Source organism: Gordonia sp. SCSIO 19800 (genome assembly GCF_018132775.1).
Classification (GTDB): domain Bacteria; phylum Actinomycetota; class Actinomycetes; order Mycobacteriales; family Mycobacteriaceae; genus Gordonia; species Gordonia hongkongensis.
This window is the reverse complement of the sequence record NZ_JAGRQM010000009.1, coordinates 100,222-126,816: the sequence shown is the minus strand read 5'-3', so window position 1 is coordinate 126,816 and position 26,595 is coordinate 100,222. Positions and strand designations below refer to the sequence as shown.

The following is a 26,595-nucleotide window of genomic DNA, read 5'->3' as shown; positions in this document are numbered from 1 at the left end:
CGACGACGAACGGATAGACACGTGGAAACCGTTATCGGACAGCTCTTCACCGGGCTCAGTCTCGGTTCGATCCTGCTTCTCGCAGCTCTCGGCCTGTCCCTGACCTTCGGTCAGATGGGCGTGATCAACATGGCCCACGGGTCGTTCATCATGGCCGGGTCGTACACCGCGTACACGGTGCAGGAATACCTGATCTCCAATGCCGGGGTGTCCCTGCTGGTCTCGCTCGTCATCGGGTTCCTAGTCGGCGGCCTGATGGGCGTTCTCCTCGAGGTCACCCTGATCAAGCGGATGTACGACCGCCCACTGGACACACTCCTGGTGACGTTCGGTGTCGGATTGATCCTCCAGCAGCTCGCCCGCGACATCTTCGGCGCGCCGGCGGTCGACGTCGTCGCACCGTCGTGGTTGTCCGGCGGCGTCGACATCCTCGGCGCGGTCGTCCCGAAGACGCGCCTGTTCATCATGCTGCTGGCCATCGTCGCGGTCACCGCGATCGCGGTGACCATGAAGTACACGCCGATGGGTCGGCGCATCCGCGCCGTCGTCCAGCACCGGGATCTCGCCGAGACGAGCGGGATCTCCAGCCGCCGAACCGACATCACGACGTTCTTCATCGGTTCGGGACTCGCCGGCATCGCCGGGGTCGCACTGACGTTGATCGGATCCACCAGCTCGAACACCGGGATGACCTATCTGATCGACGCATTCCTGGTCGTCGTGATCGGCGGGCTGGGCCAGATCAAGGGCGCGGTCATCGCGGCCATCGCGCTCGGCGTCCTGAACTCGTTCATCGAATACAACACGACGGCGTCGGTGGCGAAGGTCGCCGTGTTCGTCATCATCGTGATCTTCCTGCAGATCCGGCCGCAGGGGCTGTTCACGGTCCAGTCGAGGAGTCTTGTGTGAAGGACTATTTCAGCAGTTCCTGGAAGGTCTGGGCGGGCTTCGGCGTCGCCGCCATCCTGTTGTTCGCGGTCGCGCCCGCCGTCCTCTCGGACTTCCGTCTCAACCTGCTCGGCAAGTTCCTCTGCTTCGGCATCGTCGCGGTGGGCATCGGCCTGGCCTGGGGTCGTGGTGGCATGCTCACCCTCGGCCAGGGTGTGTACTTCGGGCTGGGTGCGTACATCATGGCCATGCACCTCAAGATCTCCGACGCGGAACTGCGCGGCGACGACGTGCCCGACTTCATGCAGATCGCCGAGATCAGCGAACTGCCGGGGTACTGGAAGCCCTTCGCCTCACCGGTGGTGACGATCCTGGGCATCCTGCTGGTACCGACGTTGCTGGCGATCCTGCTGGGTCTCGGCGTGTTCAAACGGCGCGTCAAGGGTGCCTACTTCGCCATCCTGTCCCAGGCGCTGGCCGCCGCCTTCGCGATCCTGCTCATCGGTCAGCAGACCACCGGTGGCAGCAACGGCCTCAACCGTTTTCGCAGCTTCTTCGGGCTCGCCCTGAACGACCCGGTGAACCGGCAGCTGCTGTTCTTCATCACCGCGGCCATCCTGCTCGCCGTCGTGGCGATCACCCGTCAGCTGATGTACAGCCGGTACGGCGAACTGCTGGTCGCCGTCCGCGACCAGGAGGAGCGGGTTCGGTTCCTCGGCTACGACCCGGCCAACACCAAGGTCGTCGCCTACGCCATCGCGGCGTTGTTCGCGAGCATCGCGGGGGCCATGTTCGTTCCCATCGTCGGCATCATCTCGCCCGCCGACGTCGGGATCGTGCCGTCGATCGCCTTCCTGATCGGCGTCGCCATCGGCGGGCGCACAACGCTTCTAGGCCCGGTCCTCGGCGCCATCGCGGTGGCCTGGGCGCAGACCAGTCTGTCGGAGAGCTTCCCGTCCGGCTGGACTTATGCGCAGGGAATCCTGTTCATCGTGGTCGTCGGGTTCTTCCCGGCCGGGCTGGCCGGCCTGGGAGCACTGGTCAGGTGGCGCCGGAAGAGGGCGCCGGATTCGTCCCCGACCGGCGACATCGACGAACACACCAGCAGCAAGGTAGGAGCGTCGTCATGACCGAAGCAGAATCGACCGTCGTCGGGCACCCGCCGGTCGCCGGCGGCAACGCCGGGATGGACAGCGACTACCTCCAGGTGCGCGGTCTCAGCGTGGAGTTCGACGGTTTCAACGCCGTCTCCGACGTGGATCTCACACTGCTGCAGGGTGATCTGCGGTTCCTGATCGGTCCCAACGGTGCCGGCAAGACCACCATCATCGACGCCATCACCGGCCTGGTGAAGTCCACCGGTTCGATCCAGAAGTCCGGTGTGGAACTAGTCGGCAAGAAGGTGCACCAGATCGCGCGGCTCGGGGTGGGCCGGACCTTCCAGACCGCGAGCGTCTTCGAGGAACTGAGTGTGCTGCAGAACCTCGACATCGCCGCGGGCGCCGGGCGTTCGGTGTGGACGATGCTGCGGCGTCGACCGACGCAGATCCCCGACTCGATCGCCGAGGCGCTCGAAACCATCGGCCTGCAGGACCTGGCCGACACACCCGCGGGCGTACTGGCCCATGGTCAGAAGCAATGGCTCGAGATCGGGATGCTGCTGGTGCAGAACGCCTCGGTGCTGCTGCTGGACGAGCCGGTCGCCGGGATGAGCCACGAAGAGCGTGAGGAGACCGGGAACCTGTTGCGCCGCATCGGCGGTGAGCGCACCGTCGTGGTCGTCGAGCACGACATGGACTTCATGAGGTCCTTCGCGACATCGGTCACCGTGCTCGCGCGGGGGCGGGTGCTCGCCGAGGGCACGGTCGCCGAGGTCCAGGCGAACCCGAAGGTCCAGGAGGTGTACCTCGGAACCGCGGCCGGCGGTGAGGAACTCGAGGAGATCGCCGCCGACACCGACACGACTGCGACTTCGGCGAGCGCGGCTGCAACGCAACCGATCACGGAGAAGGGCTGAACCATGCTGAAGATCTCCGGAGTCCACGCGGGCTACGGTCGGACCGAGGTGATCCACGGGGTCGACATCGAGGTACCGGCCGACGGCGTCGTCGCGGTGATGGGACACAACGGGGCCGGAAAGACGACCCTGCTGCGCGCGGCCGTCGGGTTGGTGAAGACCACCAAGGGAACCATCACGTTCGACGGCGTCGACATCACCCGGGCGCGTCCGAGCGTACGGGTCGGGCACGGCATCGCCTACGTGCCCCAGGGGCAGCAGAGTTTCGGCCACCTCACCACCGCCGAGAACCTGCAGGTGGTGGCCGACGGCCGCAAACGCGGCAAGGAGCTGGTCGCCGAGATGCTGGACATGTTCCCGGCACTCAAGGAGCTGCTGGGACGACGCGCCGGCCTGTTGTCCGGCGGCCAGCGTCAGCAGCTGGCGATCGCGCGGGCGCTCATCACCGAGCCGCGGATGCTCATCCTCGACGAACCGACCGAGGGCATCCAGCCGTCGGTCGTCGCCGAGATCGAGCAGACCATCACCACGCTCACCCAGCGCGGTGGGCTGGGTGTACTCCTCGTCGAACAGCACATCGGGTTCGCCCTCGAGGCGGCGCAGCGGTACTACGTGCTGGAGAGCGGCCGCGTGACGTCGTCGGGTGAGGGCGGTACGGCCGCCGAAAGTGCGGTGCGCGAGGCGATGACGATTTAGCACGACGCGCGGGTCACCTCAGCCGGGCGCTTGCCGGCTGAGGTGCTCCCACTTGTGGTAGCCCCGGTCACGTGCGCGGTCCATCTCGAGCACGTAGTCGAACGACTGGCTGCCGACGATCAGGCGCCGAGGCGGGTCGGGGAGCGCCACGAGTTCCAGGATGACCGGCGCGGTAGTGGCCGGGACCCACGACTACACCTGCAGGTCCCGATCACTCCCGCCGGAGAGAGCGGTCTCGCCAAGCGATCCTCGAAGCGACCCGAGCCCTGGTCGTGGAGCAGTCGTACGACAAGGTCACGGTGGAGGCGATCGCGGCCCGGTCCGCGCCGGCGTCAGTCCAGCCGGACTCCGATCTCGGGGGTGAGTTCGTGCGGCGCGTGGAGGGGGAGATCGTCGCCGCTCCAGAATCGCCCGGGGTCGAACCAGTTGGAGTCCTTGGACGCGTCGAGGATGCCCATCTCCCGATAGGTGATGGCCACCACCTCGGCGCAGTAGGCGGCTTCTAATCCGACGCCCTCGGTGTTCTGGCTTTTCCGCTGCTGCCGTTCGTCGCGTCGTTGACGGACCTTGCGGTCGAGGTAGGGGATGCCCCGGACGAGGTCGGTCGAGTTGGGCACCCGGCCGCGAAACCACCGGCCGGCCAGGCGCGCGGTGGTCGGGAACGGCGTCCCGTCGAGTTCGGCGATCACCTTGAGGAGAGCGTTCTCCTGATCCGGGGAGACCTCCGGCGTGAGCTGTCGGAACCAGCACGCCTGCTTGTAGCGGATCATCCACTGCTCCGCGGCTTCTCGAGCGTCGTGTAGCTGCACGCCGCGATGATTCGATCCGGTCCACACGTCGGTCAGCCGATCGCCGAGCTCTGCGTGCCACAGCAGCGGTGGCAGATCGTCGATGCAGACCGCCATCGCGACATGGTTCACGGGAGCGTTGGTCAGGGTGCGGATGGCCCGGTCCGGTCCGGAATGGCCGCGGAAGAGCCAGATGTCGCCGGTGCGGGTGGCGTCGAGTGCGTCGGTTAACGAGATGCCGGCGTCGGCGCGGTCTCGGCCGAGGAGAATTCTGCTGGTGGGCACGAGAGCAGGCTAATGGGTCCGGAGCACGCACGACGCCGCGCGACCTATCCTGCCCGCATGAGGAACCTGTGGAAATGGCTGGGATTGGCGGGCGCGGTCGGGGTGGCCACCGGCGGGGTGATGGTCGCGCGTGACCAGCGGCAGCGGAAGTCCTATTCGGCCGACGATGTCCGGGCACGCCTGCATCAGCGGCTCGACGAGACGGAGAACGCGGGTGGCGAAACCGCTGATTCCTGAGGACACTGGACAGCGTTGACCGGCAGCTCTTCAGGGTGGCCGGAGGAAGGAACATCATGACCGACAACAGCGGCTCCGGCGGACCGTTCAATTTCGGCCCCGAGGACTTCGACCGATTTGCGCGCGAAGCCGGTGACGGACTGCGCGACGTGTTCGGCAAGCTCTTCGAGGGGCAGGCCGGACCGGCAGCCTTCTCGATGTTCTTCGACGAGGCCGCCCGCGGCCGCACTCGCACCAAGCCCCGTGAGGAGACCACCGGTGAGGCCGGCTCGGGTGTTTGGGCGGTGTTCGTCGTCGACGACGACGGCGGTGCCCGCGTCGAGCAGGTCTACGCCACCGAACTCGAGGCCCTACGCGCCAACAAGACCAACACCGATCCGCGACGCAACGTGCGGTTCCTGCCGTACGGCATCGCGGTGAGTGCGTTGGACACGACGATCGGGGACAGCGGCGACGACGCCGCGCCCACGCCGTAGACAGCGGCAGACGCAACAAGGCCGGCGAGTCCTGGAAAGGACTCGCCGGCCTCGTCGTGTCGACGACTGCACGGCCTCACGGCACGTGCTGCGCCGGTGCCTGCGTCAGAGGTTGGCGCCGCACACCGGCCAGGCGCCGGGGCCCTGGGTGGCGAGCACGTTCTCCGCGACGCGGATCTGCTCCTCGCGGGAGGCGTCCGCCGGATTACCGGTTCCGCCGTTGGCCTGCCAGGTGCTCATCGAGAACTGAAGGCCACCGTAGTAGCCGTTGCCGGTGTTGATGGCCCAGTTGCCGCCGCTCTCGCATTGAGCGACCGCGTCCCAGTTGCCGCCTGCTGCGTGCGCGGTGGACGCCAGCATCCCGAAGGGGGCGGCAGTCAGTGCGCCGACGATGGCGGCGCGGGCGACGAGCTTGGTCATGTGGGTCTTGGTCATTCGCATGGTCTTCGTTCCTCCTCACCACCCCGGGGTTGGCAGGGCGGTTGATCTCGGACCGTGGGCGACCATACGGGTTGGGTAACGGCTTGGTCACGTCGAGTCCGTGACCTGGGCGATTCGGATAACGCCGAGATAACGCTGTTAGCTTTACGGCGAATTCGCAGCGCATACCGCAATTCGGCGGGGGCTCGCCGTCGCCGATGTTCGGCCGCGTTCGATGACGAAGGTCACAGCGTGAATGTGGGGCTCGTCACGTCGGCCCCCGGGCGTCGAGCTGGGGTCAGCGCGGAACGACAGCGATACGACCACCACGGGACGGGGCATACGCCACCCCGCGCGAGAACCAGCGTTCGGACTTGGCGCTGGTCGGCAGCAGTTCGAAGTCCGCCAGCAGTGTCCGCAGGGTCACGTCCATCTCCATGGTCGCGAATGCCGCCCCGATGCACCGCCGTGTGCCGCCGCCGAACGGCAGCCAGGCCGACGGAGGCTTGGTGCCCAGGAAACGGGTCGGGTCGAAGACCTCGGGCCGGGCGAACTCGCTGGTGTCGTCGTGGAGGAGTGCGATCGAGACGAGGACGTTGTATCCCTTCGGGATCCGCCACTCGCCGAGGTCGAGATGGTCGGCGACGACATGCCGGCCGGCGAAGTCGATGACGGGTCGGCTGCGCTGGACCTCCAGGATGGTGGCGTGGCGGTAGTCGGAGCCACCGGCGTCCACCTCGGCCACCAGTTCGCGCACCACCTCGGGGTGCCGGCGCAGCCGCTCGAGCGCCCACGCAAGGGTCGTCGCCGTGGTCTCGTGTCCGGCGGCGAGCATCGTGGCCAGTTCCTCGGCGGTCTCGTCGTCGGTCATCGGACTGCCGTCGTCGTAGGTGCTGCGCAGCATGATCGCCAGGATGTCGGTGCGCTCATCCAGGCGAGAATCGTTGCGCGCCTTCGTGATCAGCCCGCCGACGTAATCTCGGTATTCGGCATTGCGTCGCGCGTACCGGTGATTGGGGTCGATCGGCCGGAGAAGGCGTGGGAGTGGGGGTACCGTCGCGGCGCGCGAACCGACGGTCACCATCGGTGGGATCATGTCGCGGAGTCGGTCCAGCTCGCTGCCCTCGGCGCCGAAAACCGCGCGGAGGATGACGTTCAGGGTGATGCGCATCATCGGTTCGATGGAGGCGAACTCGACCCCGGTGGGCCAGGACGCTGATTCGGCGCGAACCTCGTCGACCACCATCTGTTCGTACGACCGAATCGGCTTGCCGTGCAACGGCGGGGTGAGCAGTTTGCGCCGGGCGCGGTGTCGGGCGCCCTCCAGCGCGAACATCGATCCGGTGCCTAGTATGCGGCCGAGGTTGGGCTGGACGTTCTCGACCTGGTCGCCGGCGGTGAACAGCTCGCGCGCCATCGCGGCATCGGAGATGACGACGGAAGGGCCGAAGACGGGCAGGTTCACGGTGAAGGCCGAGCCGTGCCGGTCGTGGAGATATCGAAAGAAATGTCGCCGCGACACGACCGCGCCGAGCCCCTGGATGGTGGACGGGATCGACGTGGTGGGCGGCAGAACCGCCTCACCGCTCAGGGTCGGGGTGTTCACGAGTGAGGTCCTCTCGCCGCAGCGGTGGTACGTGCACGTACCACCCGACGGTACGCTCACGTACCGGTCGAGACAAGGGCCTATGCTCGAAGGCGTGACTGGATCGGGCCCGCTCGCTTCGCTCCCGGCGCCCTGGCTGACCTCGTCGGCGGGCGCATCGAGCCGGGACCGGCTGCTCGCGGCGATGCTCGAGTGCATCGTCGAGGCGGGTTACCGCGACACCACGGTCGCCGACATCGTGCGGGTCGCGCGGACCTCGAGGCGGTCGTTCTACCAAGAGTTCGCCGACAAGCAGTCATGCTTCTTCGCGCTGCTGACGGTGACCAACGAGTTAATGATCGCCGAGATCGCGCGGCGCGTGGATGCGGAAGCCTCCATCGAAGAGCAGGTGCGACAAGCGGTGTCGTCATATGTTGCAGCGAGTGAGCGGTATCCGGGTCTCACGCTGAGCTGGATTCGCGAGTTGCCCGCGCTCGGCAGCGCCGCCCAGGCGGTCAAGGACGAGGCCCTGGAAGCGTGGATCGAACTCTTCGTCGGCCTCACCTCGACCCCGACGATGGCCGCGGCGGGGGTGGTGCCGATGGACCGTCAGCGCGCGATCTTCCTGTGGGGAGGCTTCCGGGAGCTGACCGCCGGTGCCGTCGAGTCCGGCGCCCCGCTCGCATCGATCATCGAGCCGGCGACCGCGGCGTCCCTCGCGCTGGTGACGCCGCGGCCGGTGTGACGAGACCCTTCGTGACGGCCCTCCGCAAGCTCCGGGCCTACTCAGCTCAGGGAGCGGGGACCGGGCTCAGTGCCACGAACCGCGTTGATACTGCGGCGGATACGGCGCCTCGCGCTTGTCGATGCCCAGCTCGTGTGCGGCGCGCAGCGGCCACGACGGCTCCCGCAGCGCGACGCGTCCGAAGAAGACGGCGGTGATGTCGTCGTCGCCGGCGACCTTCTCGGCCTGATCGGGTTCGGTGATGAGGCCGACGGCAGCGGTGGGCACACCCGACTGGCGGTGGATCGACCGGGCGAGGTCGACCTGGTAGCCGGGTCCGACGGGGATGTCGGCGAGGACGTTGCCACCCGAGGAGACGTCCACGAGGTCGACGCCGCGGCCGGCGAGGAGGGCGGCGAGACGGGCGGAGTCGTCCACATCCCACCCGCCCTCGGTCCATTCGGTGCCGGACACCCGGATGAACAGCGGCTTCGGCGACGGCCACACCGCGCGGACCGCGTCCACGACCTCGAGGGTCAGCCTCGTACGTCCCTCGAAGTCGCCACCGTAGGCGTCGGTGCGCCGGTTCGAGAACGGGGAGAGGAACTGATGCAGCAGGTAGCCGTGCGCCGCGTGGATCTCGACGACGTCGAACCCGGCGTCGTCGGCGCGACGGGCGGCCTGTGCGAACGCGTCCACGACCTCGGCGATCTGCTCGGTCGTCATGGCGGTGGGGGCGGGCAGTCCCTCGAAGGCGACGTCGGACGGGCCGAATGTCGTCCAGCCGCCGTCGTCGAGCGGAATGGCGCCGGAGCGGTCGTCGAACGCCGCGTAGGTGGAGGCCTTGCGGCCGGCGTGGGCGAGCTGGGTGCCGATGACCGAGCCCTGCGAATGGACGAAGTCGACGATGCGTCCCCAGGCCGCGGCCTGGTCGTCGTTCCACAGACCGGCGTCGTGTGCGCTGATCCGGCCTTCGGGCACCACGGCCGCCGCCTCGGTGAGGATCAGTCCGAAGCCGCCGGCAGCTCGGGAACCGAGATGCGTCAGGTGCCAGTCGGTGGGCACCCCGTCGCCGGCGAAGCAGCTGTACTGGCACATCGGGGCGAGCCAGATCCGGTTGGGGATCGCGACATCGCGGAGGGTGATCGGTTCGAAGAGCGCGGTACTGGTCACGACGAGACACAACGATCGATCCGACGTCGTATTCCCGCGGCACTGCATAGTGTCGGGGCATGACCGAACAAATCCTGCACGAGGCGGTGTCGACGGAGATCGCCGAACCACTCGGGGTGATCACACTGGGGGACGCGCGGCGTCGTAACCCGTTGTCCACGAGCACGATGCGCGCCATCACCGCCGCGCTTCGGGACTTCGACGACGATCCGCGCGTGCGGGTCATCGTGATCCGGGCGCTCGGACCCGCGTTCTCCGCCGGGCACGACCTCGGTGAACTCGTCGACCGGACCCTCGACGACGAGCGGGCCGTCTTCGCGACGTGCACGGAACTGATGCGGACGGTCCACGAGGTGCGACAGCCCGTCATCGCCGAAGTCGCCGGCATGGCCTTCGCGGCGGGGTGTCAACTGGTCGCGACGTGCGATCTGGCGGTCGCGGGCCGCAGCGCGCGGTTCAGTACGCCGGGTGTGCGGATCGGGCTCTTCTGCTCGACTCCGATGGTCGCGCTGTCCCGCGCGATCGGACGCAAGCGCGCCATGCACATGCTGCTCACCGGCGAACCCATCGACGCCGGGACCGCCGCGGACTGGGGGCTGCTCAGCGGCGTCGTCGACGACGACGAGCTCGCGAACTCGGTGCGGGAGCTGGCGCTCCACATCGCCGGGTCGAGCGCGCGGACCGTCTCGATCGGCAAGCAGGCGTTCTATCGGCAGGTGGAGCTCGACGAGTCGGCGGCGTATGACGAGATGGGTGAGACGATGGCGACCAATGCGATGACCTGCGATGCGCAGGAGGGTATGTCGGCGTTCCTGCAGAAGCGGAAGCCGGTCTGGACCGACAGCTGAGTCAGGCCCGGACGCCGAATCGCCACCTCCGGAACCGGAAGGTGGCGATTCGGCGATGCGGTCAGGCGTCGATCTGCGCGGTGGCGGTCGCGAAACGGGCGAGATGGGCGTCCGCGGTGCCGAATTCGTACTCGATGGCGGTGAGACGCTTGAAGTAGTGGCCGATGGCCAGCTCTTCGGTCATCCCCATCCCGCCGTGCAACTGCACCGCGTTCTGTCCGATGAACCGGGCGGCGCGACTGACGGTGGCCTTGGCGGCCGAGACCGCCGCCGCCCGTTCCGCCGGGGAGCCCTCGAGGGACAGGACCGCGAAATACTGTGCGGCGACCGACTGTTCGAGCTCGAGATGCATGTCGACCATCCGGTGCTGCAGCACCTGGAAGCTGCCGATCGGGACCCCGAACTGCTCGCGCTGCTTGGAGTACTCGACGGTGTCGGTGAACACCTTGCGCATCAGGCCGACGGCCTCGGAGACGACCGCGGCGGTTGCGGTGTCCCACGCCTTCTCGAGGATCTCGATGGCGTTCTCGTCGGCGATGAGCGCGTCGCCGGGCAGGCGCACGTCGGTGAACGTGATGTCGGCGGCCTGGCGGTCGTCGATGGTGCGCAGCTTGTGCAGCTCGAGACCCGTCGGCCCGCTGTCGGCGAGATCGATCAGGAACAGCGAGACGCCGGCGGGATCGTGGGGTTCGCCTGCTGTGCGGGCACTGACGATCAGGTAGTCGGCGAGCGGCGCCGTGGTGACGACGGCCTTGGTGCCGTTGAGCACCCACTCGTCGCCGTCCCGGTCGGCGGAGGTCTCGATGCGGGAGAGGACCCCGCCCGAGCCGTCCTCGAGCGCGGCGAGTGCACTGAGCGCCTCGCCCTCGGCGATGCGACCGGCGGCCTCGAGGGCGACCGGGTTGCCGGTCGCGTGCAGCAGGCCCGCACCGAGCACGACCGTGTCGACGAACGGCTCGACCACGAGGGCGTGCCCGAGCGCTTCGGTGACGACCATCAGTTCTTCGGGGCCGCCGCCGAATCCGCCGATGTCCTCCGGCAGACAGGCGCCGACGACCCCGAGGTCCTCGACGAAGGCCTTCCAGATCTTCGGCTGCCAGCCCTCGCCGACCTTCGCGGCGTCGCGGCTGACCTGCAGGTCGTACCGCGCGTCGAGGAACTTGTCGAGACCGTCGGACAGCAGTTGCTGTTCGGGTGTGAGTGTGAAGTCCATTGGTTATCTCCTGTGACCCGTCAGAGACCCAGAGCCGCTTTGGCGAGGATGTTTCGTTGAATTTCGTTGCTGCCGGCGTAGATCGAGCCCGCGCGGTCGTTGAAGTAGTGCAGCGGCGCGACGGCCTGCCACGGTTCGCCGCTGACGTAGCCGTCGGTGGGCGGGGTGTACTGGAAGATGGGTCCGCCCGGCTTCGTGGCGTGGGGCTGGAAGACGCGTCCGTGCGGGCCCGCGGCCTCCAGGCTGAGGGTCGTGATCTCCTGGCTCAGTTCGGTGCCGAGGATCTTCAGCATCGACGCGATGGAACCGGGGTCCTTGCCCGAACTCATCGCGGCGAGCGCGCGGTACTCGAGGACCTCGAGGATCTTCGCGCGCACCTGCAGGTCGGTGAGCTTGGCCGCGAAGGCCGGATCCTCCGACAGCGGGCCGCCGTTCGGCGCCGTCACCGACGCCGCGTCCCGGCCGAGCTGCTCGGCCATGACCTGCAGCGCCGGGGCGGCCGCGCCGCCACCACGCTCGAAGACGAGCAGGTACTTCGCGACGGTCCACCCCTCGTCGATCTTGCCGAGGACGTTCTTCTTGGGCACGCGCACGCCGTCGAAGAAGACCTGCGCCTGCACCTGCTCGCCGGACGCGAACACGAGGTTCTGCACCTCGATGCCCGGCGAGTTCATGTCGATGAGCACGAACGTGATGCCCTGCTGCTTGCGTTCCTGGCGCGAGGTCCGCACGAGGCAGAAGATCCAGTTCGCCTCGGAGGCGTGGGTGGTCCAGATCTTGGAACCGGTGACGACGAGGTCGTCGCCGTCGTCGACCGCGGCCATCGACAGCGACGCGAGGTCCGAGCCGGACTCCGGCTCGGAGTAGCCCTGGCAGAAGAAGACGCTGCCGTCGAGGATGCCCGGCAGGAAGAAGTTCTTCTGCTCGTCGGTGCCGAACGCCATGATCGCGTGCGACACCATGCGGATGCCCATCGGCGACAGCGACGGCGCGCCGGCGAGGATCGACTCACGGCTGAAGATGTAGTGCTGGGATTGCGACCAGTCGCATCCGCCGTACTGCACCGGCCACGCGGGAGCGGCCCAGCCACGCTCGTGCAGGATCGCCTGCCACTCCATCGAGGCCTCGTGGTCGGAGTAGACGCTGGTGCGCAGCGTGCCCGCCGCGCGTAGTTCGGGGGTCAGTTTCTCGTCGAGGAACGCGCGGACCTCGTCGCGAAACGCAGCGTCGTCCGGAGACCAGTTCATGTCCATGAGCGGTGCGCAACCTATCTGTAAACGGTTGTGGTCAGATTGGGGTCGAAAGGGAATCTACCCAATGATCGGCGCGGTGCGTAGCCCGCCTCACGTTTCCGGTTCCAGTGTGACGCCCGGGGCCGATCCGGGTGGCGGATCCTCACCCTTCGTGCCCGTGGTCTTCGCGGGTTCTCTCGTGTCGTCGTCGGAGGTTCCCGCCTCGGCCGGGTCCGGGCTCTTCGGCTGCCCGCCCGACGACAGCAGCACGTCTGCCCAGCGGGTGGCGGGGTCGATGTCGATGAGCAAGGCCTTGGCGAGCAGGGTCAGCGGCACCGCGAGGATCGCGCCAAGCGGCCCGATCGCCCAGGCCCAGAAGAGCAGGGACAGGAAGGTCAGGGTGGTCGACAACCCGACCGCGTCGCCGACGAATTTCGGTTGGATGACCGACTGGATGATGACGTTGATCGCGCTGTAGACGACGATGACGACGATCATCTTCGTGGGCCCCCCGACGAGGAGCCCGAGCAGCGCGGGTGGGACCAGACCGATGATGAAGCCGACGTTCGGGATGTAGTTGGTGATGAACGACAGCAGGCCCCAGAGGATGGGGAGCGGGATGGACAGCAACGCGAGGGCCACGCTGTCGAGCACGGCGACGATCAGGCCGAAGACCGTCGACACCCACAGATAGCTGCGTGTCCCCTGCGAGAACGAACGGAAGGCCGATGCGATGTCGGGGCGCATCCGGTCCAGGATGTTCATCCGGTCGTCGAAGCCGACCGAGTCCGCGGCCATGAACAGCAGCAGGGCGAGGACGAGCACGAGCGCCGAGGCCACGCTGAACGTGCTGCTCAGCACGTCGGTCACGGCACCCACGACCTTGCTGGTGTCGACATGGGAGATCATGTCCTGCACCTTGTCGTGGCTGACGCCGTGGCTGGTGAGGAAGTTCTGGAAGCCGGTGACGAGGTCGTCGAACTTGTCGTCGTACTGCGGCAGGATCGATGCCAGGCGCGCGACGGAGAACACCAGCGCCGCGAACAGCCCGATGAGGATTCCGTAGACGAGGAGCACCGTCGTCACGAAGGCGGCCCACCGCGGGAAGCCCTTCTTGCGCAACCAGTTCGGGACCGGCTGGACGGCGACGGTGAGCATCAGCGCGAGAAAGACCGGCCCGACCAGCGACGCCACCGACTTGATGCCGCCGATGGCGACGACGAGGCCGGCGATCGTGAGGAGCACGATCGTGCCCCGCGGCAGTGTCCAGTCGGGGGGATCGACCCGGTACGACGGTGGTGGGGGTGTGCGTTTGGAGGACTTGGTTCCGCGTGCCTCACTGCTACCGGACATGGTGTGCCGCCTTTCTGGACACGACTGTTACGTCGAAACAGCGGCCACCCACACGCGGGAGCGCGCGGAGTGGCCGCCGTCAAGTGTTCAGCATCCGACGACCGTGCGCGCGTCTTCCGTGCGCTTTCGTCTTCGATGAGTCTCTAGTGGCCTTTCCAGTTCGGCGTCCGCTTCATCACGAACGCCATGATCCCTTCGAGGGTGTCGCCGCTGATCACGAGCGAGTCGAGCACCGAGGTGCTGGCGTGGACGGCGTCGACGGTGTCGGTGATGGCGTCGGACTGCTCCATGGTGGCGATCGACGCCCGTACCGACGTCGGAGAGGCGGCCAGGATCTCCTCGGCCACGCCGCGTGCGGTCTCGAGAACCTTTCCGGCCGGGGCGATCCGGCTCACCAGTCCGGCGGAGGCGGCCTCGGCGGCGGAGATCCGACGCCCGGTCAGGATCATGTCGCGTGCGAGCGCGGGCGGGATCATCCGCGGCAGGCGGACCAGACCACCCGCGGCGGCCGCCAAACCCACCTTCACCTCGGGCAGTCCGAACGACGCGTCCTCGTCGGCCACGACGATGTGACAGGCCATCGCGATCTCGCAGCCGCCGCCGAGCGCGAAGCCGTTGACCGCCGCGATCACCGGTTTGGGCAGGCTGCGCCGCGAGGTGAGTCCGGCGAACCCGTTCTTCGGCACCGACAGGGCGGCGGGGCCCGCGGTCGCCGCGAGATCGTTGCCCGCCGAGAAGGCCTTGTCGCCCTTGCCCGTCAAGATCGCCACCCACAGGTCGGGATCGGCGAAGTAGGCCTCGAAGATCGAATCGAGTTCGGCGTTCGCGGCGGGGTTCAACGCGTTGCGCGCATCGGGCCGGTTGATGGTCACCTCGAGCAGCCGGCCGTCGCGACGGATCTCGACGTGCTCGTAGGAGTCGCGGAACGCCGGCGCGACGACCGGATGCCGGGAGTTCATGGCCGCGGCGGTCAGGGCCACCCGATTGCCCTTGTCGAAGGACCGCACGACGATCGGCGTGCCGACGGGGTCGTCGGAGGTGAGGAGGAGGTCGAAGAGTTCGTCGTCGTCGGAATCGAGATTGGCCACGAAGCGGGCGCCGAGTCCCTCCGGAACGGTCGGGTCGACCAGCCGGCCGATGACCACACCGGTGCGGCGGCCGTTCTTCTGCGGGATGACCGTGTAGGTCTCGATGATCGCGGCGCCGTCGGCGTCGGCGATCGTGGGAACGGTCGGTACCGCGTCGAGCTCGGCCTGGACCGGACTGCTGGTGTCCGGGCGCCACGGTGCCGGCGTCGTCGAATAGACACCCGCGGCATGCTTGCTCAGCACACCACCGTTGGCGACGACGAGACCGTAGTCACCCGGCGATCGCCGGACGCGGGTGACGACTTCGGCGATCGCGTGGAGCGAGTAGTTGTTGCCCGGCCCGCCGAAGAACGGCAGGCCACCCGTCAGGGTCAGTCCGCGCGGATCGTCGGGCGACATGCCGATCCCGTCGAGGACGTTGAACACCGCGATCGGGAAGCAGCTGTAGATGTCGACCACGGAGATGTCGTCGAGCCCGATCCTGGCGACCTGCAGCGCATGCCGCACCGCCGCGGGAGCCGCAGGAGCGGAGGACAATTCGGGGCGAGCCAGGACCGGGCGTTCCACCGTCGACGAATGACCGTGCAGGAAAACCCATTTCGCGGGGTCGATGCCGGCGGCCTGCGCGGCCCGCACCGACATCACGACCACGGCTGCGGCCTGGTTGACCTGATCGCGCGCCACGATGTACCGGGTGAACGGATCGGACACGATCCGGTTCTCGGGGGTGACGGTGACGAGTTCGTCGGCGGTGCGCGCCGTCGGGGCGGCCGAGTGCGGGTTGGCGGCGGCGACCTCGGTGAACGGCGCGAACAACTCACCCATCGTGGCGATGTAGGCGTCGCGGCCCAGGCCGGAGGCGTGCCGGCGGGCGTTCTCCAGCAGGGCGTACTGCGGCAACACCGACGCGAGGCCGTGCCGCATCTCGGCTACCGAGATGATGCCCTTGAGCCCGAAGCCGCGGTCCTCGAGCTGTCCACCGACCTCCTCGGCGAAGCTCGGGCGCTGGTGCTCCGGCTGTGACATGAGGTGGCGGACCGTCGACATCACCTCGGCGCCGAACACCACGGCCCCCTCGGAGTCGCCGGCGGCGATGGCCGCCGCGAGTTCGGTGAGCATCGTCTGCGGGGTCTGGCCGCCGGTCACGGCCTGCACGGCGCGGCGTGGGTCCACCCCGATCCGGTTGCCGACCGCGCGCGGCATGTTGTCCGGTCGGCCCAGCGGTGACGACGACAACGGGCTCGAGATCTCGAACGAGCGGATCGCGGCGATCGTGTCGATCGACCCGGCGACGTCGCCTCCGGAGTCGGCGAATGCGGCGGTCACCGCCCGGGCGGCGAGGTCGGCCTCGCCGAGCGCCTCGTATCCGGGATCGGTCAGGCGTTCCGATGCCTGGCCCACGCCGACGACGACGGGGGTGGTCGGATCGATATCAACGAGCGTTGTTGGCATACCAAACATTGACACATGGCGTGACCGGGGTCTCATCGGAGGTGGCCGACGAGCGTCGGAGCGCCAGTGTGCGGTGCACGCGCCCAGAACGTCAGCGTTGCGGTCAGCGCGGTTGCAACCGTGGTCGGCCGGTGCCGGGCCGACCAGACTGTCGCCGACCAGTCTGCGATCGAAAGGACCCCCGATGACGTCCACTGTGCCGTCCACCGAGCAAACTAACCGGCCCGCCACCGGAACGACGGACGAGCGTCTCGACGAGGTGTTCGCACCGATCTTCGCCCGGATCGCCGAAGGCGCCGTGCAGCGCGAGGACGACCGCAGGCTTGCATACGACGAGGTCTCGTGGCTACGGGAGGCGAAGTTCGGCGCGTTGCGCGTGCCGGTGGAATTCGGCGGTTATGGCGCGTCGATCCGTCAGCTGTTCCGGTTGCTCATCGATCTGGCCGCCGCGGAGTCCAATCTCCCGCAGGCCCTGCGGGTGCACTGGTCGTTCGTCGAGGACCAGCTCGCCGCCCTCCCGGACGAGGCTGCGCAGCAGTGGTTGCGCAAGGTCGGCGAGGGGACGCTGGTCGGCAACGCGATCACCGAGCCCGGCGTCGGCGCCATCGACCGGTATCAGACGCGCCTGACCCCGGATCCGGCGAGCGCCGGCGGCAGCGGGTTCCGGCTCGACGGCACCAAGTACTACAGCACCGGCAGCCTCTACTCCGACCACATCCTCGTCGCCGCCGACCAAGACGGTGAGCGGGTCTCGGTACTCGTCGACGCCGACGCCGACGGCGTCACCCAGCACGACGACTGGGACGGCTTCGGTCAGCGCCTGACCGCCAGCGGCACCACCGAGTTCGCGAATGTCGAGGTGCCGGCCGAGCGTGTCCTCGGCCCGGGGTACGGCGGGGAGGGGCGCACGTACGCGACGTCGTATCTGCAACTCGTGCAGCTCTCGGTGCTCGCGGGTATCGCGGCACGCGCCACCGACGACGTCGTGGAGTGGGTGCGCAACCGCACTCGCACCTTCACGCATTCGACCGCCGACCTGCCGCGCCATGATCCGTTGGTGCAGCAGGTGATCGGCCGGTTGTCGGCGGCGGCCTACACCGCGCGCACGCTGGTCCTCGACATCGCCGACGAGCTCGACGAGCTCGCGCTCGCCGGCTGGGAGGACGCCGCGCTCCTCGACCGCGTCGAATTCGATGTCGCCCGTGCCCAGGCCGCCGTCATCCCCGCCGTGCTCGACGCGACCACGCAGCTCTTCGAGGTCGGCGGCGCGTCGATCACCTCCGAGCGTCTGCGCCTGGATCGCCACTGGCGCAACGCCCGGGTGATCTCGGTGCACAACCCGCTGATCTTCAAGCTGCAGGCGGTCGGCGACCACGTGCTCAACGGCACCGACCTGCCGTACGCCTGGAGCGCCGGACAGAAGTAGCACGCCGTGCCGCTACGCTGGCGGCCATGCACCGGATGGCCGCGGCGGACGCGGTGTCGTACTGGATGTCGCAGCGCATCCCGAACGACGAGTTCCTGGTGTATTGCTTTGCCGCGCCGCGCGGTTCGATCGAGGACTGCGCGGCGCGACTCCGGCTGCGGGCGGCGCACGTCGACGATCTGTGCCTCCGGATACGAGATGTCCCGGGCACCGCCGACCGCCCGTATTGGGAATCCGTCCGGCCCGCCGACGACCAGGTCCGCGTGGACGCGTCGAGCCGCACGTGGTCGTCGTGTCTGACGGAGATCGCCGGGCTCATCGCCCAGCCGCTCGATCCCACGAGGGAGGCGTGGCGGGCGCACCTCTTCGGTCCGGTCGCCGACGTCCCGGCAGCGACGGGTCCGGTGGTCGTCGTCGTGCTCCAGGTCTGTCACGCCCTGGGTGACGGGCGTCGGATGTCGCGGATCGCGCGCGACTGGTTCACGGCTCCCGCCACCCCACGACGACCGCTGTCCGAGGTGCGTTCACCCTTCCGCGAGCTGATGGTCGACGCCGGTACGGCGCTCGGCGGAGTGCTTCGATTCCCCGGCGAGTTCGTCACGACAGCGTGGCGAGGGGTTCGCGCGGCGCGGCTCGCCGCGGCATCCGTGCCGGGCACGGCGGGATATGCGCCGACTCGGTTGAACGTCCCGCCCGGACCGCGGCGGACCCTGCGTGTGCTGGTCGTCGCGCGTGATCAACTCAGCGGCCCCGGAGTACCGGTCACGGTCGCCGTACTCACCGCGATCTCGGTGGCGCTCCCAGAGTATCTGGGGGACGGGAATCGACGATACGGCGCGGAGCTGACGGTCGGGCGCGGCGGAGAACGTCGAGCGCGAAATCACTTTCGCAATGCGGGGATCGATCTGCACATCGACACCGACGATCTGGGCGAGCGCGCACGACTCATCGGCGCCGAGATCGCCGCCGCACGCGCGGCCGAGGCGGAACCGCTGCGGGTCGCGCAGCGTCGGGCGTCGGAGTCGACACCGGCGATCCTGACCCGATGGGGGATCCGATCCTTCGATCTCGACACCCCGCCGGCGACGGTCACCGGCGTCACCGTGGTCTCGTCGGTGAACCGCGGAGCCGCCGATTTCGAACTCGATGGAGGCGAGATCCTCTTCAGCACAGGGTTTCCCGCGCTGTCGCCGGCTCAGGGACTGACTCACGGCGTACACGGGATCGGCGACCGGATCGCGATCTCGGTGACCACGAGCCCGGATGTCGTGAACGATGTGGACCGGTACGTGGAACTGCTCGCGCGAGCGCTGGGTGGCTGACTGCGCGCCGCGGCGGCCCCTCCGCTCTACACCGAAAGAACCCCAGACCCAGTTGCGGAGAGCGCGTCACGCCCCTGCTCCCTGAGGAGCGTCCGGAGCTTGCGGAGGGCGCGTCACCCCCTGCTCCCTGAGGAGCGTCCGGAGCTTGCGGAGGGCGCGTCACGAAGGGTCTTCGCAACCCGACTCACCAAGACCCTTCGTGACGCTCGCAAGCTCGCTCCTCAGCCTGGATCCGTGGACGGGTGCGGGGTGTCGATAACGTGAGAATGCCCTCTGAGCTGGAATGATTGGTGGTGTTGAGACACAAAACATTCCAGCCCAGAAGGCACTTTCAGTGAAAGTATCGCACACGTTCTCCGCCACGTCCGCCATGTTCGACGACGACAACCTGGTGTCGCACGCCGGACTGGAAGCGGTCATGTGAATCGCCCCGGGTTTGCTGGAGGCTCGGTTAGTTGGTTCCAGCGGATGCCGGGACCGGGTTCTCACGGTAGCTGGTGACCGTGTGGGTCGACCAGTAGGCGTCCTCGTACTCGACGGGTGGGACGTGGCCGATCTCGCCGTGCAAACGGCGGTGATTGAACCAATCGATGTACTCGGCGACGGCGATCTCGACCTCGCCGACACCACCCCAGCCACCTCGAGGACGCATCACTGGGTTGCGGATGCATTCGGCCTTGGACAACGAGTTGAACGCCTCGGCCATCGCATTGTCATACGAATCACCCTTAGAGCCAACAGAAGTCACCGCATCGGCTTCGGCGAGGCGTTCGGTGTAGCGGATGGCTCGATACTGGGCGCCGCGGTAGGAGTGGTGAATCAGCCCGGCCACGTCCTGGCCGGCACGCGAGCGCGCCCACAACCCCATATCCAGGGCGTCGAGCGCGAGGTCGGTGCGCATGGTGGTCGAGACCTGCCAGCCCACGACCATCCTGGAGAACACATCGAGGATGAACGCGGCATACACCCACCCCGAGTGGGTGCGGATATAGGTCAGGTCGGCCACCCACAGCGCGTTGGGCGCCGCCGCGGTGAACTGCCGTTGCACACGATCTGCCGGTCGTGGAGTTTCGGCCCCCTCGCTGTGCGTGGTCTTGCGTGTCTTCAACCTCGTTATCCCCTGCAGCCCACCAGCTTTCATCAACCGTTCGACAGTGCACCGGGCCACGCGGACACCCTTCCTGCCTAGTTCGGCATGGACTTTGCGGGCACCGTAGACGCCGAGATTATCGGCATGCACAGTGCGGATCTCGCCGAGGACCTCGCGGTCACGGACCACCCGTGGCGCCTCGACTCGTCGAGAACTCAGATGGGCTCGCACCGTGGACGGAGCGATCTGGGCGGCCGTATCGCGCAAGGCCGCGCAGATCGGATCGACTCCGTGTTCGCCGCGGAAAGTGGCGACGAACTCCACGATCAGCGCTGCGGGCGGTCGATCTCCGCCGCGAAGAATGCCGAGGCCTGCTTCAAGATGGTGTTCGTCCGCCGTAGCTCACGGTTCTCCCGTTCCAGCTGTGCGATCCGCTCGGCCTCGCTGGTCGTGGTACCCGGTCGGACGCCGCCATCGATCTCGGCCTGCTTGACCCAGGTCCGCAGCGCCTCCGGGTGCACACCGAGTTGATCGCCGATCCGTTTGAGCGCTCCCGGCCGCGTGACCGGGTCCTTGCGGGCCTCCACCGCCATCCGCGTCGCCCGCTCCTTCAGCTCAACGCTGTACTTCCGTGGTGCTGCCATGCTCTCCATCCTTCACAGATTCGAGAGCCTCCGACAAACCCGGGGCGGTTCAGCCGGCGCCGGTGTGAATTTCTCGTCATCTCATGGCCTCAGCCTAATCCAGGCTCAGTGTGAGACAGGCTTGTTCCGGTTCGCCGTGCCCCCGCTTAGGGTTGCTCAGCCTGCAACCGCGTCTTGTCATCTGGAGCGGTGCCACGACGGGAACTTCGACCCATGCGCGGGCCCGAAAGGCGCGCTTACTGTGTTACTGGCCTGTAGGCGCAGCGAAGAACGAGGCATGGATGTCGGATGAAGTAAGTCAGTCCAGCACCGGCGAATACTCATGGTGGACGAAGTTGCGCCATGGCCTGCCGCGTAGCACCGTGATCTTCTTCGCGTTGGCGTACCTGATCAGCTGGTCGATCTGGTTACCGATGCTCTTCGCGCCTGACAGCCTGCAGTGGCTGCACTACGTGGGAAGTCTCGGCCCACTGATCGCGGCGGTCGTACTCCGGTGGCGCGACGGGGGACGCGCGAGTGTCATCGCATTGTGCTCTCAAATGTTCCGCTGGCGAGTCCCTTTTGTGTGGATAGTGTTCGCAGTCGCATTCCCGCTGGCGCTGTTCGGTCTCGGCGCCGTGGTTTCGACTTTGGCAGGCTCGCCCGTCGACTGGTCAGAGTTCCTGGGGTCGAAGGAGTTTGCTCACGTGGGTTGGCTGCTCGTCCCGATTGAGATCGTGTTCTTCGGATTCGGCGAGGAGACAGGCTGGCGCGGATACGCCATCCCCAGCATGCAGGATGCCGGCTGGACAGCGTACGGAGCCACGACCATCTTCGCCGTGGGATGGGCTGGCTGGCATCTGCCACTGTTCCTCTATCCCTACGGATTACAGACTCTGGGACTCCTGATGATTCCTGGTTGGATTCTGAGTCTATTGTTCGGCGCCTACCTCACGACGTTTCTGTTCAACAGCGCACGCTCGAGCATTCTGGTCATCGCGATCTTTCACGGCATGGTCGATATCGTGTCCATATCCCGGGCGGCCACCGACATCACTCTCCTAATCGTCAACGCCGGACTCATCGCAACCGCCGTCGGCGTCACCATCGTCTCCGCTCCGGAGCTCCGGGGACTGTCGCTGATTCGGTGTAAGTGGTTGTGATCGCCCCCGGCGTGGGGCAGGAGGAATCACGACGATGACCGACACAATCGGAGGCGTGGATGCCCCGGTGGCAGGGCCGGTTCAGACCGGTCAGGAACACGATGTCACCACTGCGGATGCGGTGCGTGAGCTCTCGAAGGCCGAGCAGGCTTTGGTGAGCGATCTGGTACGTAGCTCACGCGCTCAGGGAGTGGCGCTGACCGGTCCTGGCGGGCTGCTCAAAGCCTTGACCAAGAGCGTCCTCGAAGCCGCGCTCGATGAGGAGATGACCGAACATCTTGGCTACGACAAACATGACGTGGCCGGCCGCAACACCGGCAATTCGCGTAACGGCACGCGCGCGTAACGGCACGCGCGCGAAACGGGTGCTGACTGATGCGTGCGGGCAGGTGTCGATCGAGGTCTCCCGCGACCGCAACGGCACCTTCGACCCGGTGATTGTCGGTAAGAGCAAGCGTCGCGTCACCGATGTGGATCGGGTGGTGCTGTCGCTGTATGCCAAAGGCCTCACGACCGGTGAGATCTCGGCGCATTTCGCCGATGTCTACGGTGGGTCGGTGTCGAAAGACACCGTCTCGCGCATCACTGATCGGGTCATCGAGGAGATGGTGGGTTGGTGGGCGCGCCCGCTGGAGAAGGTGTACGCGGCGGTGTTCGTCGACGCGATCATGGTCAAGATCCGTGACGGGCAGGTGCGTAACCGGCCGATCTATGCTGCGATCGGTGTTGATCTCGACGGGCACACAGACATCCTCGGCATGTGGGCCGGTGACGGGGGCGGCGAGTCGGCCAGGTTCTGGTTGGCGGTGCTCACCGACCTCGAGAATCGGGGTGTCCGCGACATCTTCTTCGTTGTCTGTGACGGGTTGAAAGGGTTGCTCGACAGTGTATCTGCCGCATTCCCGTTGGCCACGGTACAGACGTGCATCATCCATCTGATCCGGAACACCTTCAAGTACGCCTCCCGCAAGTACTGGGATCAGATCAGCGCCGATCTCACACCGATCTACACCGCGCCGACCGCCGCTGAGGCCCGGCTGCGGTGGGAGGAATTCGCTGAAAAGTGGGGGACGCCATACCCGGCGATCGTGGCACTGTGGGAAAACGCGTGGGAGGAGTTCATCCCATTCCTTGACTACGACGTCGAGAATCGGCGAGTGTTGTGCTCCACCAACGCGATCGAAAGTCTCAACGCCCGCTACCGGCGTGCGGTGCGCGCTCGCGGGCACTTCCCGAACGAGCAGTCCGCACTTAAAACGCTGTACCTGGTGACCCGGTCACTGGACCCAAAGGGTACCGGTCAGACGAAGTGGGCCGTACGCTGGAAGCCAGCGCTCAACGCCCTGGCCATCACGTTCGCCGATGGTATGCCCGCAGCCGAAGAACGCTGACCCACCGAGCAATCGGAAAACCGCCGCTTACACCGAATATCGGACAGACCCGAAGGGCTCGCACTGCGCACAACGGTTCTTTCGTGATCCACGACGGCGGCCGGGCCGCGTCACGAAGGGTTGGCGACGAAATGTCCCCGGTCTCATCGAATTCGACTTGATCTGCGCCGCCGACCATAGCCAGATGTCGAGGACTGCGCGTCGGGCGCGATTTCTTGTCGGTGGTCGGGTCTACCTTGGACGTATCAATTGATCCGGTCAACCAGGCCGGGTGGCAACGACTTCGGGGGGAGTCACTGTGGGGGCATGGACCGATCTGCCGGGCGAGTTCCTCGCCGGGGTCGATCCTGCTTGTCCGGCCGATGCCGACACCGCCACCCATATGCAGCGTCTGGGGTCGATCCGCGCGGGCGAGTCGTATCTGGCGTGGTGCCGCTACCAGACGATCCTGGTGTTGTGCGATCGGCTGCTGACCACGGTCGGCAACAGTTACGTCTCCGACGGTTTCGGTGACATCGTCGCCCGGGTCTCGCGGGAGGCCGGGATCACCCGCTACCGGGCGGGGATGCTGGTCGACGAGGCGCTGTGTCTTCGTGACCGGTTGCCGCGGGTGTTGGAGACGTTGCGCGACGGCATCATCGGGCCGCACCAGATCCGCGAGATCATCGGACGCACGCACTTGGTGTCCGATGATCACCTTCTCGACCCCGGCGACCCCGCCAGCCGCCGGATCATCGAGGTGCTCGACGAATCGATCGCCGACCTGCTGCGCTCCCGGTCCGGGTCGTGGTCGACGTCAGGTTTGCGCGACATGATCGACCGCCTGGTCTTCGGCCACGACGCCGACGCCGTCCGCGAACGGCGCCGCGAAGCGCTCGACAAACGCGGGGTGTGGACCGAGCACCACGGTGACGGCACCGGTGAGATCACCGCGGTCATGGCCGCCGAGAACATCCGGGCTTCCAACGCCTCGGTACGGGAGTTGGCCGCATCAGTGTGCGACCGCGATGGCCGCACCCTCGGGGAACGCAAGTCCGACGCCATGTGCGCGTTGCTCACCCGAACAGCGTTCACCTGCGCGTGCGGTCAGTCCGACTGCACCGCAACATTGCCCAATCCTGCCGGCGCCACCGCGGGTACCGAGATCGTGATCCATGTCGTCACCGACGCCGACACCCTGGCCGGCGGGTCCGGACCCGGCTGGGTCGACGGGCACGGAGTGATCTCCGATGACCATGTGCGCGACCTCGCCGCCCGGCCCGACGCGACGATCAGGCCGGTCACCCCCATTCGCACACCACCCACGCAGGTCGTCGCCGGCGAGGGCGGATACGACGACGACACCAAGCGGACGGCGAACATCGCCGCGCCACAGCCGGATACGGCGGGCACCGACACCAACGCCGATGCCGGCGGCGCGGGTGACGCGTCGACACCCCCGACTTCGACCTCATCGTCGACGGAGCCGGTGTCGTCGGAGATGGTGGTGGTCTACCCGGCTGCCCTGCCTGGTGACCCGTACCGGCCGACGAGTGCGTGTGCGGAGTTCGTGCGGGTGCGCGACGGCTACTGCACCGAGCCGGGTTGCACGCGTTCGGCTTTCACTGCCGATGTCGATCACGTCGCCGAGTACGACCACGCCCGACCGGCACGCGGGGGTGCGACCTCGAGTGAGAACCTCAACGCCAAATGCCGTCCCGGTCATCTGCACAAGACCCACGGCGACTGGACCGATGTGCAGTACCGCGACGACGAGGGCCGCCTGGTCACCGAATACGTCACGCCCGAGGGGTTTGTCATCCCCGGCGAGGCCGAAACCCTCGAAGACCTCTTCCCGAACCTGCGTCGCATCCGGTTCGAACAAGCCGCGAAAGCACCACCCAGTCCGCGGACCATCGTGCCCGAACGGCAAGGCAGACAACAGCAAGGCCGACAACCGCGCACGATCACCGAACGCACCGCCGCCAAACACGCGAAGCGGCGAGAAGAACGTGCCCGCAACAACAAACAGCGCGAAGCTAACCGCCGCGCCCGGAACGAGGCAACCCACCATCAAGCGACAACCCACGACGACGAGCCCCCGCCATTCTGACCCGGCGCTCGGCGTGGCCTGTGGCGGCTAACTCCGCGGGTACCCGTTCGTGTCCGCCGGGGCGTCTCCGTGTCCGTTGCCACCCGACCCCTTCGGCGGACGGGTGAGGCGTTTGGGAAGTCGCTCGGCGAGACCGCCGAGCGGTGCGACCGTCTGGTTGAGCAGGTCGACGGTCTCGGCGAGCTCGTGGACCGTTTCCTGCATGGCGAGCAGGTTGGGCCCGAGCTGCCCGATGACCTCGGTGAGCTCGGAGATCCGGTCCAGCGGCCCGCCCGGTGCGATCGCGCGCTCGACCGCGCCGTTCTCGCCCAGGAGCTGATCGAGCAGGCCGTCGTCCTCGGCGAGCCGGTCCAGGATGCCTCCCGCGGCGGTCACCTTCTCCAGCACGCCGTCGGGCGCGGTCAACTTGTCGACGATGCCGCCCTCGGAGGTGAGGCGCTCGAGGATGCCCTCGTTCTCGGTGAACTGGTCGACCACGCCACCCGGCCGGGTCAGCCGGTCCAGCGGTCCACCCTTCGCGGTGAGGCGCACCAGGATGCCTCGTTCCTCGGCGACCTGGTCGAGGAGTCCGCCCTCGGCGGTGAGCTTGTCGAGCGGACCGTTCGGAGCGGTGAGCCGGTCGACGACACCCCCGGGATCGAGCAGTCGCTCCAGCGGACCGCCGTTGGCCAGGATCCTGCCGAACGGCCGCTCGGGGCCGAGTAGTTCGGACAGCTGGTTGAGGAGGGCGAGCGGAGTCCGGAGTGATCCGAGCTCGTCCGCGTCGACGCCCACTGCCAGTGCGATCTCGTTCTGCACGCTCCCGGCCGTGATGCGGGCGATGGCGACTGCGGACTCGGCTGCACTGAGCACCACCCCGGTGACCGCGAAACCGAGTCGGAACGGCATCTCGACGAGCGCACGGCCCGCGTCCGCCGTGGCCACCGGTCTACGGTCGGCGCGGCGACGGTCGGGTAGCGGCCGATCCGGAAGGGACTCCATGCTTTCCGACCCTAGGCCAACCGACCGGCGTT

22 protein-coding genes, 2 pseudogenes and 1 other annotated feature are annotated in these 26,595 nt (G+C 67.5%); of the genes and pseudogenes, 13 read left to right on the top strand and 11 right to left on the bottom strand.

Translation table 11 applies throughout. The features are described from left to right. The first annotated feature begins 21 nt into the window (after nucleotides 1-21). The 4 genes from urtB to urtE are packed head-to-tail and all read left to right on the top strand — an operon-like array spanning nucleotide 22 to nucleotide 3,601. Complete coding sequence (gene urtB, locus KB201_RS12745; protein WP_058252491.1) at nucleotides 22-909, top strand: urea ABC transporter permease subunit UrtB; 888 nt, start codon at nucleotides 22-24, stop codon at nucleotides 907-909. Next, nucleotides 906-2,018 carry an urea ABC transporter permease subunit UrtC gene (urtC, locus tag KB201_RS12740; protein ID WP_211539401.1) on the top strand — a complete coding sequence of 371 codons (1,113 nt, stop codon included), beginning with the start codon at nucleotides 906-908 and terminating at the stop codon, nucleotides 2,016-2,018. Before urtB ends, urtC begins: the two co-directional genes overlap by 4 nt. Then, nucleotides 2,015-2,905 (top strand): urea ABC transporter ATP-binding protein UrtD, encoded by an 891-nt coding sequence (gene urtD, locus KB201_RS12735; RefSeq protein WP_211539400.1) that lies wholly within the window; start codon nucleotides 2,015-2,017, stop codon nucleotides 2,903-2,905. The genes urtC and urtD overlap by 4 nt, the downstream gene beginning before the upstream one ends. A 3-nt stretch (nucleotides 2,906-2,908) precedes the next feature. Next, nucleotides 2,909-3,601 carry an urea ABC transporter ATP-binding subunit UrtE gene (gene urtE / locus KB201_RS12730; RefSeq protein WP_211539399.1) on the top strand — a complete coding sequence of 231 codons (693 nt, stop codon included), beginning with the start codon at nucleotides 2,909-2,911 and terminating at the stop codon, nucleotides 3,599-3,601. An 18-nt stretch (nucleotides 3,602-3,619) separates the two neighbouring features. Here urtE and KB201_RS25080 read toward each other — a convergent pair whose 3' ends face one another. Together KB201_RS25080 and KB201_RS12725 are read right to left on the bottom strand one after the other, a co-directional pair. Continuing rightward, nucleotides 3,620-3,751, bottom strand: coding sequence for a hypothetical protein (locus tag KB201_RS25080; RefSeq protein ID WP_282958907.1), 132 nt, complete (start codon nucleotides 3,749-3,751; stop codon nucleotides 3,620-3,622). Nucleotides 3,752-3,933: 182 nt separating this feature from the next. Next, nucleotides 3,934-4,674 carry a guanylate cyclase gene (locus KB201_RS12725; RefSeq protein WP_211539398.1) on the bottom strand — a complete coding sequence of 247 codons (741 nt, stop codon included), beginning with the start codon at nucleotides 4,672-4,674 and terminating at the stop codon, nucleotides 3,934-3,936. A 57-nt stretch (nucleotides 4,675-4,731) separates the two neighbouring features. Here KB201_RS12725 and KB201_RS12720 point away from each other — a divergent pair, with 57 nt between their 5' ends. Together KB201_RS12720 and KB201_RS12715 are read left to right on the top strand one after the other, a co-directional pair. Continuing rightward, on the top strand, nucleotides 4,732-4,911 hold the full coding sequence (locus KB201_RS12720; RefSeq protein ID WP_205333536.1) for a hypothetical protein: 180 nt from the start codon (nucleotides 4,732-4,734) through the stop codon (nucleotides 4,909-4,911). Nucleotides 4,912-4,967: 56 nt separating this feature from the next. Next, nucleotides 4,968-5,387, top strand: coding sequence for a hypothetical protein (locus tag KB201_RS12715; protein WP_058252499.1), 420 nt, complete (start codon nucleotides 4,968-4,970; stop codon nucleotides 5,385-5,387). Nucleotides 5,388-5,492: 105 nt separating this feature from the next. Here the strand turns inward: KB201_RS12715 and KB201_RS12710 are convergent, their stop codons facing one another. Beyond that, nucleotides 5,493-5,828: a transglycosylase family protein gene (locus tag KB201_RS12710; protein WP_058252500.1), complete on the bottom strand. Its 336-nt coding sequence runs from the start codon at nucleotides 5,826-5,828 to the stop codon at nucleotides 5,493-5,495. Between the two features lie 277 nt (nucleotides 5,829-6,105). Continuing rightward, a complete protein-coding gene (locus tag KB201_RS12705; RefSeq protein ID WP_211539397.1) occupies nucleotides 6,106-7,413 on the bottom strand; it encodes a cytochrome P450 in 1,308 nt (435 codons plus the stop codon). An 82-nt stretch (nucleotides 7,414-7,495) separates the two neighbouring features. Here KB201_RS12705 and KB201_RS12700 point away from each other — a divergent pair, with 82 nt between their 5' ends. Next, nucleotides 7,496-8,137 (top strand): TetR/AcrR family transcriptional regulator, encoded by a 642-nt coding sequence (locus tag KB201_RS12700; RefSeq protein WP_211539396.1) that lies wholly within the window; start codon nucleotides 7,496-7,498, stop codon nucleotides 8,135-8,137. A gap of 66 nt (nucleotides 8,138-8,203) precedes the next feature. On the opposite strand, the gene KB201_RS12695 is transcribed toward KB201_RS12700, so the two are convergent. Next, the gene (locus KB201_RS12695) at nucleotides 8,204-9,289 is read right to left on the bottom strand and encodes an NADH:flavin oxidoreductase/NADH oxidase (RefSeq protein WP_211539395.1); all 1,086 of its coding nucleotides are present in this window, start codon (nucleotides 9,287-9,289) and stop codon (nucleotides 8,204-8,206) included. 59 nt (nucleotides 9,290-9,348) lie between these two features. Here KB201_RS12695 and KB201_RS12690 point away from each other — a divergent pair, with 59 nt between their 5' ends. Next, the gene (locus KB201_RS12690) at nucleotides 9,349-10,137 is read left to right on the top strand and encodes an enoyl-CoA hydratase (protein ID WP_211539394.1); all 789 of its coding nucleotides are present in this window, start codon (nucleotides 9,349-9,351) and stop codon (nucleotides 10,135-10,137) included. Between the two features lie 61 nt (nucleotides 10,138-10,198). Here the strand turns inward: KB201_RS12690 and KB201_RS12685 are convergent, their stop codons facing one another. From KB201_RS12685 to KB201_RS12670, 4 genes are all read right to left on the bottom strand, one after another. Next, complete coding sequence (locus KB201_RS12685; protein WP_159371201.1) at nucleotides 10,199-11,350, bottom strand: acyl-CoA dehydrogenase family protein; 1,152 nt, start codon at nucleotides 11,348-11,350, stop codon at nucleotides 10,199-10,201. Nucleotides 11,351-11,370: 20 nt separating this feature from the next. Next, a complete protein-coding gene (locus tag KB201_RS12680; protein WP_159371200.1) occupies nucleotides 11,371-12,603 on the bottom strand; it encodes an acyl-CoA dehydrogenase family protein in 1,233 nt (410 codons plus the stop codon). A 90-nt stretch (nucleotides 12,604-12,693) separates the two neighbouring features. Beyond that, complete coding sequence (locus tag KB201_RS12675) at nucleotides 12,694-13,935, bottom strand: AI-2E family transporter (protein ID WP_159371199.1); 1,242 nt, start codon at nucleotides 13,933-13,935, stop codon at nucleotides 12,694-12,696. A 143-nt stretch (nucleotides 13,936-14,078) separates the two neighbouring features. After that, nucleotides 14,079-16,484 (bottom strand): acetyl-CoA acetyltransferase, encoded by a 2,406-nt coding sequence (locus KB201_RS12670; RefSeq protein WP_374193919.1) that lies wholly within the window; start codon nucleotides 16,482-16,484, stop codon nucleotides 14,079-14,081. Nucleotides 16,485-16,659: 175 nt separating this feature from the next. On the opposite strand from KB201_RS12670, the gene KB201_RS12665 reads away from it, so the two are divergent. Continuing rightward, a complete protein-coding gene (locus KB201_RS12665; protein ID WP_159371197.1) occupies nucleotides 16,660-17,901 on the top strand; it encodes an acyl-CoA dehydrogenase family protein in 1,242 nt (413 codons plus the stop codon). Nucleotides 17,902-17,927: 26 nt separating this feature from the next. Continuing rightward, nucleotides 17,928-19,223 carry a WS/DGAT domain-containing protein gene (locus KB201_RS12660; protein WP_159371196.1) on the top strand — a complete coding sequence of 432 codons (1,296 nt, stop codon included), beginning with the start codon at nucleotides 17,928-17,930 and terminating at the stop codon, nucleotides 19,221-19,223. A gap of 451 nt (nucleotides 19,224-19,674) precedes the next feature. Here KB201_RS12660 and KB201_RS12655 read toward each other — a convergent pair. Then, nucleotides 19,675-20,957 (bottom strand): annotated as a pseudogene (locus KB201_RS12655) (IS3 family transposase). Continuing rightward, nucleotides 20,551-20,679: a sequence feature (AL1L pseudoknot), on the bottom strand. (Overlaps the previous pseudogene by 129 nt.) Before the next feature lie 281 nt (nucleotides 20,958-21,238). On the opposite strand from KB201_RS12655, the gene KB201_RS12650 reads away from it, so the two are divergent. The 3 genes and pseudogenes from KB201_RS12650 to KB201_RS12640 all read left to right on the top strand — a co-directional run bounded on the left by KB201_RS12650 (nucleotide 21,239) and on the right by KB201_RS12640 (nucleotide 25,582). Next, a complete protein-coding gene (locus KB201_RS12650; protein WP_082652954.1) occupies nucleotides 21,239-22,099 on the top strand; it encodes a type II CAAX prenyl endopeptidase Rce1 family protein in 861 nt (286 codons plus the stop codon). Between the two features lie 34 nt (nucleotides 22,100-22,133). Further along, nucleotides 22,134-23,490, top strand: a pseudogene (locus KB201_RS12645) (IS256 family transposase). Between the two features lie 298 nt (nucleotides 23,491-23,788). Beyond that, a complete protein-coding gene (locus KB201_RS12640; RefSeq protein ID WP_211539393.1) occupies nucleotides 23,789-25,582 on the top strand; it encodes an HNH endonuclease signature motif containing protein in 1,794 nt (597 codons plus the stop codon). A 27-nt stretch (nucleotides 25,583-25,609) separates the two neighbouring features. Here the strand turns inward: KB201_RS12640 and KB201_RS12635 are convergent, their stop codons facing one another. After that, nucleotides 25,610-26,563, bottom strand: coding sequence for a hypothetical protein (locus KB201_RS12635; RefSeq protein WP_211539392.1), 954 nt, complete (start codon nucleotides 26,561-26,563; stop codon nucleotides 25,610-25,612). Nucleotides 26,564-26,595: the final 32 nt, after the last annotated feature.